Raw genomic sequence first — 23,294 nt, forward strand, 5'->3', positions numbered from 1 at the left:
CTGCTCACGGGACGGCGGCGTATGAGCATCAAGGCATCGCCCGAGGTCAACGCGATGATCTTCATCCTCACCGGAGAGAAGCTCATCGACGCGGACGAGGACCTCGCCTACGAGAGCCGGCGGCCCTACTCCGGCCTGGGCCGTAAGGTGGACCGGCTGTCCTCGCTGATCGACAAGTCCATCCACGACATCGCCGAGGTGATGCCGGACGACCTGTCCAAGTCGTACGCCAAGGCGATGGGCATGCTCATCGACGACGGCGGCAAGAACTACCTGCGCGAGTTCGCCGAACAACTCGAGAAGATCGCCGAAGGCCGCCGCAAGACCTCCATGGACATCATGGAGTCCAAGTGGCAGGTCATCGCCGAGGTCATCCGGCTGCTCATCGAGATCGCCATCTACCTGGCGATGTCCTTCTTCACCGGCGGCGCCTCGGCCAGCCAGATCATGATGGCCAAGCTGCGCAGCCGCTTCCTCATCCTGACCACGCTCAGCCATCTGCTCCAGCGGCTGCACCTGGCGCCCTCGCTGACCGAGGCGTTCGCCGAGGCGTTCACCACCTTCGCGGTGCGCCTGGCGATGATGAACTTCGCGCCGAACGGCCGCCGTCCCGACGGCTTCGACTGGAACGACATCCTGAAGTCCGCCGCGTTCGGGGCCGCCGCGGGCTTCCTCACCAGCATCTTCGACGACATCGCGAAGAAGATCGTCAAGAGCTATGACACGAACTTCCTCAAGGACGGGTCCGACCTCGACTTCAAGCCCAACCCCGACCTCAAGAACACCCCGAACCCGGAGTTCGGCAACCACGGCCCCGGCCCCAAGCCGGACCCCGGCCCCAGTCCTACCCCGAAGGACCGGCCGGACCCCGGCCCGCAGGCGAACGGCCCGGACGGCGTCCCGCACACCCCGCCGCCGACCTTCCGGAACGACCCGCTGTCCTTCCGGAACAACCCGAACCTGTGGCGCAACAGCCAGATCCTGCGCGACAACGCCGACCGACCCGGCGCACTGGCCGGGCACTACGGCATCAAGGGCACCTCCGACTTCCTCGCGGCCGGCGCCGGCGAAGCGCTCGCGGAGATCCTGATCAAGGGCGCCTTCGACGGTGACTGGTCCACGAGCTGGTCCACCTTCGTGGGCGCGGGCATCAGCAGCCAGGTCGAGGCCACGCTCACCGACACCGCCCTCAACAGCGGCGCCGAACTGCGCCACGTCATCGACAAGTTGCGCCACCAGCCGCCCACCGTCTCCACCGGCGGCACCGACACCCAGGACACCGGCACCCGCGACACGGCCGACTCCTCGGACACGCGGGACGGCGAGGGCCCCGGCCGCACCGGCGGTGCCCCGGACACGGACCTCACGGGCGACACCGGCTCCCCGCGCACGCTCACGCCGGTCCGTACCGCGGACAGCCCACCGCCGTACACGAGCGCGGACCCCCCGCCCTACAGCCCCCAGGACCCCCCGGCGTACACCCCGGGCGCGCTGCCCGCGACGGCCGCCGAGAACGCCCTGTGGCAGCAGGTCCACAACGGCCCCGCCGACGTCCGTGAGCAGGCGCTGCACGACATCGCCGCCCTGCGCGGCGCCCAGTCGCCCGGCAGCACGGAGATCGACGTCCGCGACAACCTCCACGGCGCGCTCTCGCAGGTGCCCGAGGTCCGGGTGGTACCGCTCGGGGAGGGGCCCGCGCTCCAGGTCGCCGCCGACGAGGTCCGTCGGGCCCTGGACGGCTTCGGCACGGCGACGACGGTGGCGGACGTGGCCGGGGGGACGGGTTCGCGGGACGTCGATGTCACCAGCGGTTCGAACCGGATCGTAGAGAACGGCACCGACGGCTTGGCCGGGCAGGGGGTTCCTGGCCAGGCCGGGGGCAGCCCCGTGGCGTCCAACTCCTCCCAGCAGGCACCCGGTTCCGGCACCGGCGGCGCCCGGCCGGGTGCTTCGCCCACGCCCGGGGCCACCCATACCCCCTCCGGCTCCCAGGCCTCCCACGGCTCCCAAACTCCCACCGGCCCGCGGGCCGAGGGCACGCGCACCCCGGACAGCACGACGGTTACGGTCGATCAACGCGTCGCGCAGGACGGCACGGTGGTCGCGGACGGTCCGCACCGCGCGCAGGACGGCACGACGGTTCAGGTCGGCCCGCAGGTCGCCCAGGACGGCTCCGCGCAGCCCTCCGTGACCACGGAGACCTCCGACTCCGCGGAGACCACATCCGCTCCGGTCGGCACCGCCTCCCCGGACACCTCCCAGGAGGCCGCGTTCCCCGCCGGGGCGCCCTCTTCCTCCGACGACGTCCTGACACCGGACCTGGACCTCAGTGGCGTTCCGCCGATCATGAGCACCGCCGGGTCGTACGCGGCTCCGCCGCTGACGATCGTCGTCTCGGAGGTCCCGCCCCCTACGGAGGGTTCGCCCGAGGCGACGGGCCTGCTGGACCGCGCCGGGGCGGACCGCGCCGTCGTCCTGGGGCCGGCGGTCACGGCCGACGGTGCGGGTCGGGCGCCCCGCACCGCCGTCGAGCTGACGCGGGAGGGTCCGGGCGCGCCGGTCCGCGTCCGTCCGCTCACGAACTCAGTGCCCAGGCCGGACGGCACCACCACGAACACGGTCACCACGGAGACGGCCTTCCCCGGCGCGGACATCCTCGTGCCGCTGGCCGACGCGCTCGGCCCCGCACCTCGTCCCGCCACCGAGAGCACCACCACGACCACCACGACCGGCGGTCCGATGAGCGCAACCACCGCCCCGCCGCCCGAGAAGGTGCCCACGGAGTCCGCGACGCCTCCGCGCGGCAAGGGAGCCGCCCTCGACCCCGGCGCCTCCGCCGTACCCCCGGCGGCCAAGCTCGTCACCCTGTCCCGCCCTTGGACGGAGACGGCCACCGACCTGCACCTCGAGTCGGGGCAGGCCGATGAAACCGGCGGCACCGCACCCGGCACCGCCGGCGGACGCGGGCCCGGGGCCGACGGCACGCCGCCTCCACCCGCGTCACCGGACACACCCGTGGCCCAGCCGCCGCGAGGACGCGTCGTCGTGCGGCCGACGCGGAGCGCCGGGCACGAGGGGTCCCCTGACGACGGCGCCACACCGGCCCGCGCGACCGTGATCACCACCCTGGACGGCCACACGATCCCGCTCGGCCAGCTCCGCCGCTGGGTGCCGGAGACCGCCGCGACACCGCGGCCGGGACGGGCCGTACGCACACTGACCGTCTCGCAGGACCCCGCCGACGACGGAACGCCGCGCGACACGGGCCGCCGGGGGCTGCTCGACCAGGACACCTTCCGCGGGGTGCGCACCACATCGGGCCCGACCCCGTCCGGTCCGGCCCGCACGGTGTTCACCGGCCCACCGACGGAGCTGCCCGGCGCGGGCACCGACGAGGGCGCCGACTACTTCGTGGGGCACGGCACCCCGCGCACCGTCACACTCGGCACCGACGCCGCCGCACACCCCGCCGTCAAGGTCAGCGGCGTGCAGCTCGGGGAGGTGCTCAAGTCCTGGGCGCGGGACGGCGACCGGTCGCGGCCCCTCGTGCTGTTCTCCTGCGAGACCGGGCGGCAGCCGCAGGTGGCGGGGCTGCCGGTGGCCCAGCACGTGGCGAACCGCACCGGACGGCCCGTGTACGCGCCGACCACGGAGGTCGGTACGGCCCGGGACGGGAACGGCGACGTCCGCGCGGTACTCACCGAGGGCACGGACGGGCCGGGACGCTGGCGGCTGTTCACCCCGGAGCCCGGCGGCGCCGACCTGGACGCTCTCGCCCGCGATGCCGGTCTGCACGCGGGCCCCGGCCCCGCCGACGCCTTCGTCCGGGCCCGTACCCTCCAGCAGATCCGGACCCTGCGTGACGTTCTCGGTCCGGACGCCGAACAGCGGCCGGAGAACAAGGAGTTGCTCGCGGGGCTGGCGTACGTGGACGGTCTGCGCTGGCTGAACCCCGACACCGCCTCCCGCTACGGCGACGGCCGCATGACACCGGACCTGCTGCGCCGGATGGTCGGCGACCGGCCAAGTGCCGCGGTCGACCCGGCCACCGGACCGACGACCCACCAGTACACCGACTTCCTGCGCGCCGCCGCCGCATTGCGCGACTCCGCCACACCGGACACGACACTAGACGCCCTGCTGCCCCCGCCGCCTCCCGCGCTCCCGCCGGACACCCCGGTCTCCCCGGACGACGTGCGCGGGCTGACCTACGCGCCGTCCGCGCGGATCACCTGGTCCCTGTCCAGCACTCCGCTGCCGCTGTCCGAACTGGCGCTGAGCGCCGAGGACACCGCGGAACTCGCCCGGCGCAGGCCCGACCTCGCTCCGGCGCCGAGCCGCCCGGAGAGCCTCGCCGAGGACCTGACCCTGTTCAGCAAGGACGCCACGGGCACGGACGCCGTGCGGGCGGACGGCCGGACCTTCAGGCGGCTGGACACACCGGGCGGCGGGAACTGCCTGTTCCGGGCGCTGCTCGACAGCGCGCGCGCCCACGAGGTCCCGCCCCATTGGGCGGCGCGCGACGTCGCCGGGCTGCGCGGCCTGCTGCGGGACCGGATCGCCGGCTCCGAACTGGCCGCCGCGGCGGCCGAGGCCACCCCGGACCCGGTGCTCGCCGTGGTGGACGACCTGCGCATGACCGCACTCGCCGGGGTGCGCGACCCCGACGCGCAGCGCAGGATCACCCAGCGCTGGAACGGCATCGCGGAGGCCGTCGTCGAGCACGGCGACGCCCGGCGCTGGCGGCGCGTCGTCAGGAACAGCCGCTACCCGCGGCTCGCCGAGATCGCGCCCACCCCGGACGACGCGCGCCGCCTCGGCACCGAGGGACTGGTCGCCGCGGCGGCCGAACACGCCGGGCTGTGGGCCTCTCCCTTCGCCGACGTGCTCCCGCAGGCGCTGGCCCACACCCTCGACCTCGACCTGCGTCTCGTCCAGGCCGACCCGCACGCACCGGCCACCACGCTCGTCACCCCCCTCCATCCCGGCGGCCGTGGCGGCACCCTGCACCTGGCCTACAACGGCACCGACCACTACGACGCCCTCGTCCCTGCCAGCGCCCCGATCGCCCCCGTACCCGACACCGTCACGACCCCCGAGCCCCCGGCCACCGCCGAGCCGGAGGGCGACGACCCCTTCGGCGCGTGGCTGCGCGCCATGGGCGGGATCACCGACCTCGACAGCCCCCCCCCCCAGACCCCCGACCGGGGCGACCCGGTGCCGCTGGAGACGCAGCTCGAACGGCACCGCCCGGCCCGCCTGCTGACCGGACCGGACGCCCGCCCCCCGGGCCCACCGCCGCGCACCGTCACCTTCGAGGACGGCAGCCGGCTGCCGGCCGTCCTCATCGACCCGGCCGCCGACCCCGGCCCGGGCGACGGCACCCCGGCGTCCCACGCGGACGGCACCCGCCGGAACCGGCCGACCGGCCTCTTCGCGGGCCCCGGCGTGCTCACCCTGCGCTCGCCCGAGCAGGTCGCCGAGGAGATCCTCGGGCAGCTGCCGAAGAAGCTCCGCGACCAGTTCGACGAGGCGGAACTGCTGCGCCTGCTGACCCACCAGCCCGCCGCCTTCACCGCCCCGCGCGGCGCACGCCTCGTGGGGCGGGAGAAGTCCGGCGTCGGCCACGAGATGACCGTCGAGGCCATCCCGTACCACCGCTGGGAACGCTTCTCCGACGTGCACGGCGGTACCACCCGCGTGGACACCATGCGGCGCGGCCAGGCCGGCACGGGCGGCGGACGCAGCGTCGGCCACGGACGCCGGATCGCCGCCGCGCTGAGCATGGGCCCGCCGCTGAACTGGCTGCTGAAGATCGGCGTCTCACTGGGCTGGACCCGCCGCACCGACTACTCCCTGGGCACCCAGGCGTACGACCAGACCGAGCACCGCGCCCACGAGGGCTCGCACCTGCACCTGGACGACGTGCACTACCGGGTACGGGTGGAACGCGTCACCGAGGCACCGAAGACGCCTGGCCCGGCCGCCTCGTCCGCGACAGGACCGAACTGGCGGCGCAGCGAGGTGCACACCGCGCGGTTCGCCATGCGGGACGGCCTGAGCTGGCGCCTGCCGGACGACCTCACCGTGCCGTTCAACGGCCCCCGCCGGGCCCCGCGGGCGCTCACCTTCCCGGACGGGACGGAGCCGCGGATGACGGATGTCACCGGACTGCACCTGGTGGACCCGCCCGAGGACGTCGCGCTCGCCCTGTCCGGTGCCCGGCCCGGCAGTTCCGCGCACCGCACCCTCGTCTCGTACGTCCGCCCGGGGCGGCTGCTCGCCCTGTTCGGCCGGTTCGCCGGGCCGGTCAGCGGACCCGAGCTGACCCGGGGGAGCGCCCTGCGTCCGCTGGGGCACCTCGTCGTGGAGCGGTCGATCCCGCACCGCGCCACCCTGGTCGCCGAGTCGGTCAAGGCGGAGCTGCGCGACCTCACGCAGACCACGTACCAGAACGAGCGCGGTCACGTCCGCGACACCCGCTTCGGCATCCAGATCACCGCGGGCCCCAACCACACCCTCGTCGGCCCGGAAACGGACGTACGCCTCCAGGGCGGGCCGCTGGTCCGGGCGGACCTCAGCTCCGGGCGCGGTCACCAGCTCGGCACCGACGCGGCCCGCAAGACCACCGGACGGCTGCGCAACCAGCCGGTCGCGCTCTACCGGGTGGAGCGCACCCTCATGGTGCGCAAGGCCGGCGAGCCGGCGTCCGCGGCGCGTCCGGTGCGTGTGGTGAGCCTGGACTGGATCTCCACCCAGGACGCACGCCGGCTCGCCGGCTGGGACAGCCGGACACCCGGACGGACCGGCCCCCACCCGGACGCCGAGCCGCCGGTGCCCTGGTACCTCACCCGCGAGGACCCGGTGCACCTGGGCGGCCAGGTCCGCGCCGAAGGCTTCCGCCCCGACCGCCCCGGAAACACCATGGCGACCGAGGGACAGACCCAGCCGCCGGACCGGACCCGGAACCAGGCCGGGCCCCCCGCCGCCCAGGATCCGCTGCGCGTCTTCGCGGACACCGTCCTCGACACGCTGCACCGCTCCTACCCGTCCCTCTTCGTCCCGCCGTCGATGCTGCGGCACCCGCGGCTGGCGCGCTTCTGGTACGGCGACGGCAGGATGCGGACCGCGCTGCACAACGACCGGCAGGTCCGCGAGGCCCTCAACCGGCCCACCCTGGCGCAGAGTCTGGACGACCTGACCACCACCGGTGTGCCGGTCACCCTCACCGAGGACGGCAAGGTGCGCCGCGGCCATCACACGCTGATCCTGCGAGCGAGACTCACCGACCGCCGCTTCGAGACCACCATGAGCGAACGCTCGCTGCGCAACGCGGTGATCGGCACCGAGGTGTCCGGTCAGGGCCAGCAGGCGTCCACCACCCTGTCCGCGGGCATCGAGGTGGGCGTGTCCCCGCGCGACCACGACAAGGTGCCCGAGGCGGGGGTGCCGCGCCAGACCGGCAACGTGTCCGTGGGGGCCCGCTACGCCAGGACCGAACAGAAGGGCACCCGCAGCACGGCCGCGGTCACCCACGACCACCTGACCTTCCAGAACGGCGCCGACCTCTACAGCTACCAGGTGGAACTCGGCGCCTCCCTCGAAGGGCACCGGCGCCCGCGCGGCTGGGCCCGGCTCGTCTCGCTCGGCCTCCTCGGCGCCGGCGTCTTCGTCAGCAAGGCCGAGGAGCGGCCGCTGTTCCACCGGGGCAGCGAGACCGTGGGCCGCGTGGAACTCGCCGTGCCCGCCGCGCACGGCTCCGACCGGTACGCACCCGCCGACCCGCCGCCCGCCGGACCGGCACCGGCGGCCGCACCCGTACGGCTCTCCGCCGTCGAGGCCGACCAACTCCTCGACGGCACCCGCCCCCTGCCCAGAACCGACTCGGCGGGGCAACGGCTCGTCCGCAGACTGCTGCGCGCCCCGCACGTGGTTCTCAGCACCGAAGGCGGCGCGCAGCGTCAGCAGTTGATGCAGGACACCGCCGACCGCGCCTCCGGCACCTCCTGGCACGTCAGCGCGCCCGGCGCGCCGGTGCGCAGCGCACTGCGGCGGGCCATGGCCGACCTGCACGTGGCCGGCCAACTCGGCCAGTATCTCGGCCCGTTCGGCTCCCGGATCACCGGGCTGATCGGCGCAGGACCGCTCCAGACGCACTACCTGAAGGCCGCCGTCCGCGGCGAACTGGACAACCTGCGCGTCATGAGCGACCCGAAGGCGGCCAGCCTCGAAGCGACCCTCGGCAACGAGCACCGCGTGGCCGGCAGCGCGAGCACCGTGTCGCGCACCACCCTCGGCGTCCAGGGCGCCGACATGCCGCTCCAGCAGACCCCCGGCGGACCGGCCGTCGTCGGGTCCTACTCGACCGCACTCCAATACGCCTGGGGCAAGGGCCGCAGCATCGCGCAGACCCTCACCCGGGGACGCAACACGACCCTCACCTACGCGGGCCGCATGTACCTGGTGGTCGCCGACACCGCCGAGACCATCGCCGTACGGGACCGCTGGACCGCGGCGATGGGCACCGTCGGCACCCGCGCCGGCACCGCGGTCGGCTCCGCCGCCGGACGGCTGTCCGGACGACTCGGGCGCGCACTCGCCCCCCGGCGCGCCGCCGCCGCGCTGCACCGGGTGCGCGACGCGGTGATGTTCCATCTGCCCATGCAGGACGCCATCGAGGCCGGGCTCGCCCCGGACGGCCTGGGCACCACCACCCCGCGCAACCTCGGCCGGGGCTACCGCGTGCCCCCCTTCCTGCGCGGCCGCCGCTTCCCCGGACATCCCAGCGGCCAGCTCGACGCCAGTCATGCCGCCCAGCAGCTCATGGGGCGGATGGCGAGGATCGGCGTTCCCTCGCACGACCGGGAGCAGGTCCTGCAGCGGCTGTCCCCGGACTTCCTGCGCGCCCATCTGCACGAGCTGACGACCGACGGTATGACTCTGCCGGTGCGCCACCGCACCTGGCGGAACCCCAGCCGCCTGCCGGTCGGCGGCAGCCCCGCGCAGGTCCGGTTCAAGCTCACCCCGGTCACCACCACCGTCGAACGGCTGCGCACCGGCTTCGAGTTGGAGGACTATCGCACCACCGCCCGCGACGACTCCCACAGCACCTCCCAGGACCAGGGCGCCGACGTCACCCTCGCCACGGGCCAGCGCGCGGCGGAGAGCGGCATCCTCCTCGCCAACCCCTCGCTCCAGGGCACCGCCGCCAAGCAGCGCGCCGGCACCCGCACCGAGACCACCGGCAGCACCTCGATGCCGAACATCGCCACCACCCAGGCGCACGCCGAGATCGTCACCAGCTACGTGCTGACCGTCACCATGACCGACGCGACCGGTGATCTCCTGTCCCCGCGCGCCGTGGCGTCGGTCGGCACCCTCAACGAGATCGTCCCGGCCGGCCTGCTCACCCCCACCGACGACGGCACCGACGGCATGCTCACCGAGGAGGACGTGTCCGAACCCGAGCGCGCCGTGAGGATGCTGACCGCCGAACAGGCGCGCCCGCCGGGCATCGCCGCCTGGCGCACCGGCGACGACGGCACCGGCCGCGCCGACCCGGACGTACTGCCCTTCGACGACCGCATCGGCTCCGGCATCCTCGCCGTGGACATCCGGGGCGCGGCCAACGTGCAGGACGCCCTGACCCTCGCCACCGCACGCGCCGACGGCCTCGGCGACGGCGACCTGGGCCGCCGCCACACCGGTCACGTCCTCAGCGAACGCGTGCGCATGGCGCGCCTCACCCCGCTCACCGGTCCCGGCACCGCCCCCGCGCAGGCGCAGCAGGAGGCCACCACCCAGGTCGGCCTCACCGCCGGATTCCGGGAGGCCCTCGCCGCGAACGGCTCACAGCTCCCCGCCCAGGCGTCCGCCCGTCTCCTCGGCCAGTCCCACACCGCGGACTCCCGCCTCTACGCGAGGATGCACCGCGCCGGCGCCCGGCTCCTCGCCGTCGAGAACAAGCCGCGCATGGAGGCCATGCAGCGGTCGAAGACCTCCGACGCGCTGGAGGCCGGGATCACCGACAACGTCGAGGGCATGGTCGGTACGTCGCCGCTCGCGGGCAACAGCAACGCGGGTGTCACCAACCCGGGTGCCTCGGTACCCGTCGGCGGCGCGAACGACGGCACCGCCCTCAAGGGCACCGTCGACACCACCCTCGGCACGCATCTGAAGGTCGTCACCGACCGCAGCATGCTCTTCGCGATCCCGGTGAGCTGGCTGACCGTGGCCGAGGTGGACCACCACTTCACCGACAGCCGCCCGCTGCGGGCGCTCGGCAAGGCCGAGCGCGGACCGCGCGCCGCCGAGGCCGAGACCACCGCCCTGGTCTGGCTGCGCGAGGACATCGCCCGCGACTACGGCCTCCTGGACGACACCACGTTCCCCGACGAGGTCGGCGCGGCCTGGGACGCCATGGCGAAGGCGGCCGGCGATCTCGCGGCGGCGGAGAAGGCCTACTACGACGCCCGGGCCCGGGCCCGCGAGACCTGGCTCGGCCTGAGCCCGCAGGAACAGGCGGTGCTCGGCGACGACGACCCCGACCGGCCGACCGTCCTGCCGCAGGCCGTGGCCCAGTCGCCGGCCGTCGCCGCCTGGCAGGCCGCGCGGGAGGAGGTCCGCCGCCGGCAGGCGCACACCGACTCCGCCGCCGCCGACCACCACCGCCTGCACCTCGCGGCCTCCCGTCTCACCGCCCACCACCAGGGCCGCGCATCCGTCCCGGTGCCGGACCGGGCGCAGGAGTACACCGAACCGGCCTGGCGCTCCGAGGCGCCCGAGCCGTACCGCATCGCCGACGCCACCGAGACGACCCCGCGCACCCTCACCTCGCCGGACGGCACGCTGGTGCGCGAGGTGCACGACATGCCGCACGACGGCGCCTCGTTCTTCCACGCGCTGATCGCCGTCGCCCAGGACCGCGGCCGGCTGCCCCACCTCCTCGGCGCCGGCCTCGCGGCCCGGTTCACCGCCGCTCCCGGGGATCCGGCGATCACCGAACAGGCCGTCCGGGCCGCCCGCAACCGTCTCGCCTGGGAACTGGGCGAGAGCCGCAACGAGGACCTGCTCGACACCCTCGCCCTCGACGCCGCGGACGAATTCACCCAGGCGGAGCTCGACTTCGCGGGCGTGCGGCTGACCCCCGCGCAGCAGGCCGAGTTCGACGCGTTCGGCCGCCTCCCGCAGACGCTCTGGCCGACCTCGGGGCAACGGGTGGCCCTCGCGACGGCCGCCCTGCTCAGGCCCTTCACGAGCGAGCCGCCGCAGGGCGGCACCGCGGCCGCGGACTCCGCACACCCCGCCCCGTCGGAACGCCGGGCCGGCGACCACGGCGGTGCCGACCTGCTGCCCGCCCTCGCCGCCCGGCTCCTCGGCACGCCGGTGACGGTCGTGACCGGCGAGGGCCGCGAGCAGCGCTTCCTCCCGCACGGCACCGACCCGGCCGCCGTCGACCCGGCCACCGACCCCGTCCTCCTTGCCGCCGACGGCTACTTCCACGCCGCCCTGCCACCCGGCACCCCGGCCCCGGTCGTCACCCCGCTCCCGGCGACGCCGACCCCCTCGGCCACCGCCCCGGACGACGGCATCCCGGACCCCGCCCCGGCACACCGCAGCCACGCCACCCCGCCCTGGCACCCGCCCGCCGACAGCACCGGCCCGCGCTACCGGCTCGACCGCGACGGCGTCCTCACCGCACCGGACGGCGCCACCCACACCCAGGGCACCCCCACCGGCCGCGGCAACGGCTTCTTCGGCGCGCTCTCCACCGCCCTGCAACACGCGGCCCGACAGCCCGGCCTGGACCGCCACGAGGCGGGACGACTGCGCCGGCGCGCCGACATGCCCCCCGCGCAGCTGATGCGCCTGAACGGCCTGCCAGGCTCTCGCGCCGAGCGCGACACGCTCTTCGCACCCCCGCCCCTCGTCGTCCGTCCCGGCGCGCCCGCACCGAGCCAGGACGCCCGCGACGCCCACCTGCGCCGCCATCTCGCCGAGGCACCCTGGGGCCCCGGGGCCGACCGCGCGGTCGCCGCCTGGGCCGCCGCGGCGACGGGCACCACCGTCACGCTCGTCGAGGAGAACGGCACCGCCCACACCTACCCCGGCCCGTCCGGCGAGGCGGGCCCGCACCTTCGACTCCGGCGTCGTGGCGGCGACTTCGTCCCGCTGCTCCCGCGCACCCCGGCACCCGCGCCGGGCCCGGATCCGGCCACCGCCCCGCCGACCGACGGTGACCTCCCGGGCCTGCCCGGCGAGGAGGAGGCGTACGAGCTCCACACACTGTCGGGAGCGGGCGGGGCGACGAGGGCGGAAGGAGACTCGGACGGCGAGATGGACCTCGACTCCGGCTCCGAGAGCGAGCGGGAGGCCGTCGAGACGAGCCCCGAGCACCCGTTCGCGGTCGAGTTCGCCACCCTGCTGGAGGAGCCCGAGCTGCGGGCCGACGCACTGCTGGACGTGGTCCGGCGGCGCAACGCACGACTCGGCGGCTTCCCGGACGTGGCGTTCGACAGCGCGTTCACCGAGTACACGGGGATCGGTGTGCCCGAGACCCTGGACCAGGTGGAGCAGGCCGGCCGGCTGTCGTCCGAGGAGTACGAGGAACTGCGGGAGGTGCTCGGCCTCGGGACGGGGGTGCCCTTCACTCAGACGAGCCCGCCCGGCACGTCCGAGCGGGACCGCGAGGTGACGCTGCGGATGCTGGACCGCATCGCCCGCCTGGTGAAGGAGGTGCTCCGCAAGCCGGACCGCCAGGCCGACGCCCAGGTCACCCCGCACATCGCCGTCACCGTGCTGCCGGACGGTTCACTCGGCATCGCCGGCAACACCGGCGCGAAGGCGCTCACCGCCGACGAGGCCGCCCTGGTCGAGCAGGAGCTGCGCTGGTTCGTCACGGGGCAGGAGCCGGGCGGTACCCGGCGCGTGCGGGAGCTCGAGCAGTGGTCCAGGGACGAGGAGTCGCACCGGCAGTGGGCTGCCCGGCTCGACCAGGAGGAGCGCGATCACGCCGCACGGACCGCCGAACAGGAGCGACTGCGGACGTGGCTGGAGGAGCAGTACGACGCGGAGGTGTGGGACGAGACCCTGGAGCAGCAGTGGAACACGCTCCTCGGCGACGAGTCCGCGGCCGAGCAGGACGGGCGGCGTCTGACGGGGGAGCGGCAGCGGTGGCGGGGCGACGAGCGGTGGCTGGCTCGCCGGCGCCCCGGTGTCGCGCGTGACGTCCGGGACCGTACCAAGCTGCGGGCGCTGGCCACCGGCTGGTATCGCCTCTACCATCCCGACTCGCCCGAACTCGACCTCGTCAAGCGCGCGTTGGCGAACCCGCGCGTCCTCAACGTGGCGGGCCGGGACGGCACCCCGGGACCCGGGGAGCACGGCTCCGAGCATGGCGAACTGACCCTCCTCGGGCACTGGGTGGCCCACTGGGAGAACAACCCCGGCGACCCGGACGCGCCCAGAACGCTGCCGCTGGGCGGGTTCAAGATGGCCTGCGCCTCGTGCGACCTGGCCTATCAGGCGGTCAACGAGCACATCGGGCGCCCGCTCGGCCACCGCGTCCAGGCGTCCGGCACCCACGGCATGTTCTTCCCCGGCTGGCGCATGCCCCAGTGGATGCGGGAACGGCCGCTTCTGGTGCAGCACATCAGGGAGAACGCGGAGGACATCGGCGCCTACCTGGACCAGGGCGGCGTGCTCCAGGGCGAGCGGACCGAGGGGGCGCACGAGCAGTACCCCGCCGGGTCGTCGTCCGAGTACGAGTCCGGCGACGAGGCCATGGACACCGACGACTTCCCCGGCTCCCCGGCGCGCGGCACATCCCCGCGGCTGCCGCGGACGGTGGCGCCCGACGAGCCCACCGCCACCCCGCCGGTCCCACGCGGTCCGCGCGACCACCGCCCTCGATTCGTGGTTCGGTCCGGCTTCGACGCCCGCCGCTTCTCGTACGGGGGCGAGCCGGTCACCGACCTCACGGTGCGCCTGGCGATCCGGGGACCCGAGGACCAGGCCGAGCAGGTACGCCGCCGACTGGACGACGGCGTACGGCGGTTGCTCAACGACCCCGCCCACCGCCTGACCGGCGGCGACCGGCTGCACGTGACCGTCGAGCATGTGGACCCCGCCGACTCACCGCACCTCACCGTGGATCTCGTCGGCCGGGACCGGGCGATGGACCAGACGACCTGGTGGGCGGACGCGTCACCGGCTCACCTCGTCCACGAACTCACCCACCAGCTCGGCCTGCGCGACGAGTACCGGGACGCCGACTCCCGCCACCGCCCCCACGTCCCGGGCAGCCTGCTCGGCGCCCTGGACGAACAGCCCGAGGACGCCTCGCTCACCGCCGCCGGCCTGCGTGAGCGGCACCTGGCGCTGCTGAGCGCCCTGATCGGCGAGGTCACACCCCAGCCGCAGCAGGAGAGCGAGACGTGGGACATGGCCCGTACGGAGGCCACGCCCGTCACCCGACGGTCGGTCTGGGTCGACCCGGTCTCCCTGCCCCGGACCGGTCCGGCCGAGGTCCCGGCGCGCATGCCGCAGGACGCGACCGTCACCCCCTTCCGATCGGGTGCCTACGAGTTCACCAACCTGAGGCACACCGACGAGACGTACCGCGACAAGGCCGTCCGCATCATCGACCTGCTGCGCAGGCACGACACGATCCGTGACTTCATCGGCGGGCGCCCCTGCCGCATCACCCTGCATCTGCGCACCACCGAGACGCCTGCCGACGTGATCGACCGCGGTGAGGCCGGGGTGGACATCAACCTCGCGAGCTACTACTTCGAGAAGTACGACATCGGCCACATCATGGGGATGCTGGCCCACGAGATCGGCCTGCACCCCCTCGCCTCCCGGAACACGAACATCCCCGACGAGGAGGAGATGTTCGCGGGAGTCCCGCTCGCCGTACCCGGCCTGAGCGACCTGAAGGCACCGCGCACCATGAGCACCGAGGGCGCGGGCCAGGCCGACCACATCATGGCCGCGTTCCCCAGCAGCACCCGCCACGCGATCTACCGCGACATCGTCGTGAGGATGGCGGACATGCTGGCCCGGGACGTCCGGGCGGGGGAGGAGGGTGCGCGGGCCAAGGACGTCACCGACCTGATCGACACCTACCTCATGGACCTGGCGACCATCGCGGTCACCAACGACCGCCGCAAGGACGCGGCCTGGGAACCCCGCTACACGGCGAAGGTGTACAACGCCTACAAGGAGATGTTCGTCGCGCAGCTGCCCGACGACAGCCCCGTCCGGCCGCTGCTGCCCGCGAACAAGAGCTGGTACAACGTCACCGGCAACTTCCTCGGTCTCGGCACCAGCTTCACGTTCAACAACCAGGGCGACAGCATCCAGACCGGCACCGCCGTCACCGACGAAGCCCGTCCGCGCCTTCCCCGGGCAGGCACCGGCACGGACCCGCAGCCGACGGAGGCGCCACAGCGGCGACGCGACCACCGCCCCCGCTTCGTGGTGCGTTCCGGCTTCGACGCACGCCGCTTCTCCTACGACGGCGAACCGGTCACCGACCTCACCGTCCGTGTCGCGCTGCGCGGCACCGACGCCCGGACGGCCCAGGTGTACGACCGGCTCACCGCGGGTGTGCACGAGTTCCTGAACAAACCGGGGCACCGCCTCCCCAACGGCGACCGGCTGCACGTCACCGTCGAGGCGGTCCGGCCGGAGGACTCCCCGCACCTGACGGTGGACGTCGCGGGACGCGACCGGGTGATGGACCAGACGACCTGGTGGGCGGACGCCGACCCGGTCCAGCTCGTCCACGAGCTCACCCATCAGCTGGGCCTGCGCGACGAGTACCGGGACGCCGACGCGCCGCACCGCCCCCACATCCCCGGCAGCCTCCTCGGCGCCCTGGACGAACGGCCCGACGACGCGTCCCTCACCCCCGCAGGCCTCCGAGGACGGCATCTGGCCCTGCTCGCCGCGCTCATCGGGCCCGTGACGCCGGCGCCACACCCTCAGGACGAGGAGCAGACCTGGGACGCGGCCCGTACCGGCACCGCACCGGTCACCCGCCGGTCGGTGTGGGTGGACCCGGTCTCGCTGCCCAGGACCCGGCCGGGGGACACCGAACCCGAGATCGCGGCCCGCATGCCGCAGGACGGCACGCTCACGCCCTTCAGGTCCGGCACCTTCGAGTTCACCAACCTGAAGCACACGAACGCGCGGTACCGCGACAAGGCCGTCCGCATCATCGAACTGCTCCGGGACCATCCGACGATCCGGGACTACATCGGCGGGCGCCCCTGCCGCATCACCCTGCACCTGCGCACCACGGAAACGCCTGCCGACGTACGTGACCTGGGCGACGACGGTGTGCAGATCAACCTCGCCAGCTACTACTTCGAGAAGTACGACATCGGCTACGTCATGGGCATGCTGGCCCACGAGATCGGCCTCCACCCGCTCGCCTCCCGTAACCGGGACATCCCGGACGAGGAAGCGATGTTCCGTGGCATCCCGCTCCCGGTGCCCGGGCTGGCCGATCTGAAGACGCCGCGCACCATGAACACCGACAGCGCGGGACAGGCCGACCACATCATGGCGGCCTTCCCCAGCAGCACCCGGCACGGCATCTACCGGGACATCGTCCTGAAGATGGCCGACCTGCTGGCCCAGGCCGCGCGGGCCGGCGTGGAGGGTGCGAAGGCCAAGGACGTCACGGACCTCATCGACTGCTACCTCATGGACGTCGCGTCCATCGCTGTCACCAGCGACTACCGCATGAACGCCGCCAAGGAGCCCGGCAACACCGCCAAGGTCTACAACGCCTACAAGGCCCTGCTCGGCCAGCACATGCCCGAGGACAGCCCATCCCGCCCCTTCCTGCCCGCCGACAAGGGACTCTTCGGCGTCGTACGCGACTTCGCCCAGCTCGCCACCAGCCTGGCGACGAACAACCGCGGCGACAGCATCCAGCAGCCCCTCGCGGGCGACGAGGCGCGACCCCGGCTGTCGCCGGGCAAGGACGCGCCCGCGCAGCGGGCCCACGCGGTCGCACCCCGCCCGCGCGACGGCCGTCCGCGCTTCGTGGTGCGGGCCGGCTTCGACGCACGGCGGTTCTCGTACGAGGGCGAGCCGGTCACCGACCTCACGGTGCGCCTGGCGATCCGGGGCCCCCAGGACCAGGTGGCGCGGGTGCGCGAACGGCTCACGGCAGGGGTGCGCGCGTTCCTGAACACCCCCGCCCACCCTCTGCCGAACGGGGACCGCCTGCACGTGACCGTCGAGCACGTGGACCCGTCCGAGAACCCTCACCTGACGGTGGATCTGGTGGGCCGGGACCGGCCGATGGACCAGAACAGCTGGTGGGCCGACGCCGACCCGGTCCAGTTCGTCCACGAGCTCACCCACCAGCTGGGCCTGCGCGACGAGTACCGCGACGCGGCGTCCCCGCACCGCCCGCACGTGCCGGGCAGCCTGCTGGGTGCCCCGAACGAGCCCCCCGAGGACGCCTCGCTCGCCGCCGGTGGTCTCCGTGACCGGCACCTGGCCCTGCTCGGCGCCCTCATCGGGGAGGTCACACCCGCCCCGGCGACGGACACCCCGCCGACCTGGGACGCGGCCCGTGCCGCGGCCGTACCCGATCCGCACACGTCGGTCTGGGTGGACCCGGTCTCCCTGCCCGAGCCCGGACCCGGCTCCGGGGCGGCCGACGCGGTCCCGGCACGGATGCCGCAGGACGCGACCACCCCGGCGGAGCCCGCGTACGTGCCGTTCTCCTCGGGGAACCTCACCTTCACGAATCTGAGGTTCACGGACGACGGATACCTCGCCAAGGCCCTCCGGATCATGGACCTGCTGCGCAGGCACGACACGATCCGCGAGTACGTGGGCGGCCGTCCTTGCCGCATCACCCTGCGCGTGCGCACCACGGAGACGCCTGCCGACGTGATCGACCGCGGTGAGGCCGGGGTGGACATCAACCTCGCGAGCTACTACTTCGAGAAGTACGACATCGGCCACATCATGGGGATGCTGGCCCATGAGATCGGCCTGCACCCCCTCGCCTCCCGGAACACGAACATCCCCGACGAGGAGGAGATGTTCGCGGGAGTCCCGCTCGCCGGACCCGGCCTGACGGATCTGCGCACCCCCCGCACGATGAACACCGAGGGCGCCGGCCAGGCCGACCACATCATGGCCGCGTTCCCCAGCAGCACCCGCCACGCGATCTACCGCGACATCGTCGTGTCGATGGCGGGGATCCTCCAGCAGGACGCGGCCGCCGGAGTGGAGGGCGCGCAGCCACGGGACGTCACGGACCTGATCGACTGCTACCTGATGGACCTCGCCTCGATCGCGGTGACGAACGACCACCGGATGAACGCGGCGACGGAGCCCGGCTACACGGCGAAGGTCTTCAACGCCTACAAGCAGGCGCTCCTCGCCCGGTTGCCGGCCGACTCACCGCTGCGGGCACTCGTCCCGTCGGACAAGAGCATGTTCGGCGTCATCAACGACTTCCGGCGCATCGGCACCTACCTCGCGATCAACAACCGCGGCGACAGCATCCAGCAGACCGACCCCACCTGACCCGACCTGACAGGGCGAAGCGCGTCCCTCGAGGTTTCACGCGAAAGCGCCGGACGCCTGTCGGATTCGGGCACATGAGTCAGGGGTGACACCCCACCCGTTCGCCCTGTCAAGATCCCTCCGCACCGTCAGACTCCTGGGAGGAAACGCGCCTGTGGGGGCGTATGCAGGGTGATACGGGGTGGATGTGACCGAGCGCGACGATCAGTGGCGGGACAAGGACCCGTCCCGCCCGGTACCGCGGCACGTGGCCTGCGTGATGGACGGCAACGGCCGCTGGGCGCAGCGGCGTTCGCTGCCGCGGACGGCGGGCCACCGGGCCGCGGAGACCACCGTCATCGACATCATCGAGGCGGCCCGGACGGCCGGCGTCCAATGGCTGAGCCTGTACGCGTTCTCCACCGAGAACTGGAACCGTCCCGGCACCGAGGTCGACTACCTGATGCGCCTGGTCCGCCGCGTCGTGCGCAAGCACGCGCCGCTGCTGCTCGCCCGTGGCATCCGCTGCCGCTTCCTCGGGGTCGCGGACCCGCGCATCCCCCGTGAACTGGCCCAGGACTTCGACGATCTGGCGACGCTGACCGCCGACAACCAGGGGATGACGCTGACCGTCGCCTTCGATCACGGCGGGCGCAGGGACATCGTCGAGGCCGCCCGGTCCCTGATCCGCCAGGGGACACCGGCCGACGAGGTGACCGAGCACCTCTTCGCGGACCACCTTCCGTTCCCCGACACGCCCGACGTGGACCTCGTGATCCGCACGTCCGGCGAGCAGCGCATCTCCAACTTCATGCTCTGGCAGGTCGCCTACGCCGAGTGGGTCTTCCCCGAGGTGCTGTGGCCGGACTTCCGGGCCCCCGACTTCCTCGCCTGCCTGCAGACGTACCGGCGCCGTGACCGCCGCTTCGGCGGCGTGCCATCCCAGACGAACGGAGACCCGTCATGACGACTGGAACCACAACGGCCGACGAGACCCCCCTGTTCGGCCCGGAATCACAGTTCCGCGCCTTCTTCGACGACCCGCGCTGGGCGCCGGCCATGATCCGGGCCACCGTGCTGGAGGCCGCCCACCCCCAGATCGGCGCCGCTCTCGTCGACAACTCCACCTTCGTCGCCCACCCGTGGCGCAGGCTGCGCAACACCTTCCTCAGCATGCGCCGCATGTTCGACGCCGACCCGGCGGTACGCGAACGGGAGGCCGCACGGCTCAACAGGCTGCACGCCCGGATGAGCGGTTCCGACTCCCGGGGCCGCCCCTACGACGCCATGGACCGCGCGACCCGTGCCTGGGTCGTCGCCACCCTCTTCGAGAGCGCCGTCACCATGTGCCGGCTGAGCGGCCAGCCGCTCGACCAGGACACGATGGAGCGCATGTACGCCGAGTACCGGGCGTACCTCGCCGCGCTCGACGGCGACGCCGGGGAGCTCCCCGAGGACCTGAACGACTTCTGGCGGTACTTCGACAGGGTCGTCGAGGACGAGCTGGAGAACACCGAGGCCGCCCGAGTCATCCTCTTCCGGCTCTTCGACCATCTGCCCGCCCCGGCACTGCTCGGCGGCGCGCCGACGCTGTGGGCGGCCGGCCGGGCCGTCGTCGGTCCGCTCCTCGGCGCGATCACCGTCGCCTCGCTCCCCGAGTCCTACCGGCGCAAGGCCGGGCTGCCGGAGATGCCCGGTGCCTCGACGCTCATGCAGGGTGCCTACCTCGCCGCCGGGCTGACCCGTTTCCTTCCGGCCGGCTGGTTCGACGCCGAGACCGTCATCGAGGTTCTGTCACTCTCGCCCGACAGCGACGATCCCCGCGCCCGGACCGTGACCGCGCTGCACGCCCGCATGAAGCAGGCGTCGGCGCTGCTCCGCCTCCTGTCGCCGCTGAGCGCGGACACCGCCCCCGACCCGGCGCCGGCCCCCTCGGGCGAGGCCCGGCGTCCGGCGGAGGAGTTCTTCCGGGAGGTTCTGGACCAGACCGGCGACGGCCACCTCGACTGGCCCGACCTCGCGGCCATGGCACGCGAACTGGCCACCCGCCTCGACCTGGACGAACCCGAGGAGACCCGGCTGTACGACGCCTTCGCGGCCTGGTGGCGCGAGCTTCAGGCCGCCCTCGACACGGACGGCGACGGCCGGGTCAGCGTCGAGGAGTACACCGCCGCCGTACCCACGCTCGCCGGCCCCGCGCTCATCCGGGTCGCCGAGGTGCTCTTCGACGCCACCGACAAGGACGGCAGCGGGACCATCGACGCGGAGGAGTACCGGGCCCTCTTCCGCACCGCCTTCCACCGCGACCTCACCACCACCGACGGCACATACGGGCGCAGCGCCTTCGTGGGCGACTTCCTCGCCTTCATGTCGGGCCGCCGCACGAACACCCCGTACGACCCTCTCCTCGCCGACGCCTGACCGCCTTCGCGAGGAGGCGCCCGGCTGCGCCGGGACCGGGCTCCCGTCCGCCACTCAGACGGAGTGGACCGGGGGCCCCGACGGTCGTCGGGGCCGACCGCGGACGGCGGCCTGAACGCCACGGCCCCCTCGACAGCCCGGCACATGCCCTTGAGCCCGGGGAAGGCCGTCCCGACGCCGCACGGGGCCAAGGGAGGTCGTACCCGCTGACCCTTCTCTCCGTCCCTCATAACGGGAATCCGGTTCAGTTCGCCCCGCGGATCGGTCCCGGACCGGATCACGCGCCACAGCGGGCGTGCGTCAGATGAGGAGCGAGCGGCCTGTGGGCTTCAGCCGGAGTTGCCGAGGTGCGGCCGTCTGCTCTCGCTCGATGTCCGGCAGGATCTCGTCCCGTACGCGGGGACGGGCCCGGACATCGGCGAGATGCCGCAGATACGCGCTCTCGTCGGGGTAGGAGGCGAAGAGCGCGGCGACGTTCTCCCCGGTGCGAACCGGCAGCCTGGGGAACGTGTTGTGCGCCGGCTCCGTGACCAGAGGACCGAGCGGCGGGGGACCCGTCTCGAGGAGAGCGGGGAGCAGGCCGTCCCGGATCCGTGCGATGCCGTCGTCTCGCCCCGGCGGGAAGGACCACACGGTGGCCGCGACGAACCGTTCGGGCGACGGTGCGCCGATCGGAGGCCTTGCCGCGGCGGAGACGGCGAAGCCGGCGTCCGCCGAGGAGGGGCGAAGAAGAAGGACGTCGTCCGAGTCGATCATGGCGTTGTTCGCCCGGGGGCCGTGCCTGGCCCAGACGGGTCCGCCGTAGAAGGCGGTGAGGGCGCGATGACGTGCCGTCATGTCGCTGAAGCCGCGCAGCCAGACGAAGCGGTCCGGATCGTCGAGATCCCGGAATTGGCCGAGCACGGTCATCCCGGCCTCCTCCTGCGACTCGACGAACTCCCGGTCGAACAGCTCGACGAACTCATCGCGTCGGCCGGGACGCAGCGTGTACTGCCGCAGCTCGATCACGGTCGCGCGGTCGGCGAGGTGCGGTGGGGGCACGGGGTCTCCTGTCATTCGTCCTGGATCGCGCGTGAGCGTGTGGCCCGTCCGGCGGGAGCCGGACGCCGGTCGACGGTAGGGGAGTCGTGTGCCAGGTGCTGTCAGGGTTTTCCGGGGAGAATGCGTCCGTGTCTGCCAGTCGGTTGGTGTCGGTGCTGCTGTTGCTCCAGTCCCGGGGCCGCCTGCCCGCGAGGGGGATCGCAGACGAGCTGGGCGTGTCCGTCCGGACCGCATATCGTGACCTGGCTCGACTCCAGGCGGCGGGGGTTCCGGTCTACGCGGAGCCCGGGCCAGGAGGCGGCTACCAGCTGCTGGACGGATACCGCACCCGTCTGACCGGGCTGAGCGAAGGCGAGGCACGGGCGCTCCTCTTCGCCGGACTGCCCGGCGCCGCTGCCGACTTGGGGCTTGCGGCCGAAGCGGTGGCGGCACGGCTGAAGCTGCTGGCCGCGCTGCCGACCGGACTGCGCGAAGAGGCCGCGCGTACCGCCGCCGTGTTCCACGTGGACGCCCCCGGTTGGTACCGGGAGCCCGAACGGGCCCCGCATCTCACGCTGTTCGTCGACGCGGTACTCACCGGGCACACGGTGGACGTGCGGTACCGCCGCTGGCGGGTGCCGCAGGAAGTGCAGCGCCGCCTTCGTCCGTACGGCCTGGTGCTCAAGTCCGGCGTCTGGTACCTCGTGGCCGCCACGGACCGCGGGATGGCGACCTATCGTGTCGCCCACATCATCGACGCGAGCGTGGGCGACGAGCGTTTCGACCGGCCGCAGGACTTCGACCTGGGTGCGCACTGGGATACCTATCTCGCGGAATTCCAGGCGCGTCGCTACACCGGCGAGGCCACCATCCGTCTGTCGCCCCGAGGGCGTCGGCGCCTGCCCGACAACGTCGCCCCGGAGGTGGTGCGGGCGGTCGACTCCACGGCGACCGCCGTCCCCGGCACCGAATGGGTGGAGGCGGTCATCCCGATCGAAGGCGTCGAGCACGCATGCGGCGAGCTGCTACGGCTCGGCGGGGACGTCGAAGTCGTCGCCCCGATCGAACTGCGCCGGGCCATCGCCGCCACCGTACGGATGCTCGCCCGCACCTACGACGTCCTCTGACCCGGGCCCCCTATGGAGGTCGGGGCCGACCTGGGCCGACTCCGCGTCTCCCATCCGATCGCCGCTGCCTCGGCCTGGAGAGCGAATTGCGCTCCTCCGATTCTCGGCCGCACGGCACGAACGACCCGGCCCTTGAGCGGCAGCCCGGCGAAACACGGCGCAGTGCGGAAAGCGCCCTCC

The 23,294-nt window shown here is 73.5% G+C and carries 5 protein-coding genes; 4 read left to right on the forward strand and 1 reads right to left on the reverse strand.

The genetic code is table 11. The features are described from left to right. Window positions 1-21 precede the first annotated feature (21 nt). The 3 genes from DC008_RS34595 (at window position 22) to DC008_RS34605 (ending at window position 20,967) form a co-directional block, all read left to right on the forward strand. Window positions 22-18,567, forward strand: a complete 18,546-nt coding sequence (locus DC008_RS34595; protein WP_108710408.1) for a hypothetical protein — start codon at window positions 22-24, stop codon at window positions 18,565-18,567. A 181-nt stretch (window positions 18,568-18,748) separates the two neighbouring features. Beyond that, window positions 18,749-19,513, forward strand: coding sequence for a polyprenyl diphosphate synthase (gene uppS, locus DC008_RS34600; protein ID WP_279632353.1), 765 nt, complete (start codon window positions 18,749-18,751; stop codon window positions 19,511-19,513). Continuing rightward, window positions 19,510-20,967, forward strand: a complete 1,458-nt coding sequence (locus DC008_RS34605) for an oxygenase MpaB family protein (RefSeq protein ID WP_108710409.1) — start codon at window positions 19,510-19,512, stop codon at window positions 20,965-20,967. The genes uppS and DC008_RS34605 overlap by 4 nt, the downstream gene beginning before the upstream one ends. 300 nt (window positions 20,968-21,267) lie before the next feature. On the opposite strand, the gene DC008_RS34610 is transcribed toward DC008_RS34605, so the two are convergent. Beyond that, window positions 21,268-22,023 (reverse strand): NIPSNAP family protein, encoded by a 756-nt coding sequence (locus DC008_RS34610; protein WP_108710410.1) that lies wholly within the window; start codon window positions 22,021-22,023, stop codon window positions 21,268-21,270. Between the two features lie 113 nt (window positions 22,024-22,136). Here DC008_RS34610 and DC008_RS34615 point away from each other — a divergent pair, with 113 nt between their 5' ends. Further along, entirely contained in the window at window positions 22,137-23,114 is a 978-nt protein-coding gene (locus tag DC008_RS34615) for a helix-turn-helix transcriptional regulator (protein ID WP_108710411.1), read from the forward strand. Window positions 23,115-23,294 lie beyond the last annotated feature (180 nt).

Source organism: Streptomyces nigra (assembly GCF_003074055.1).
In the GTDB taxonomy this organism is placed as follows: domain Bacteria; phylum Actinomycetota; class Actinomycetes; order Streptomycetales; family Streptomycetaceae; genus Streptomyces; species Streptomyces nigra.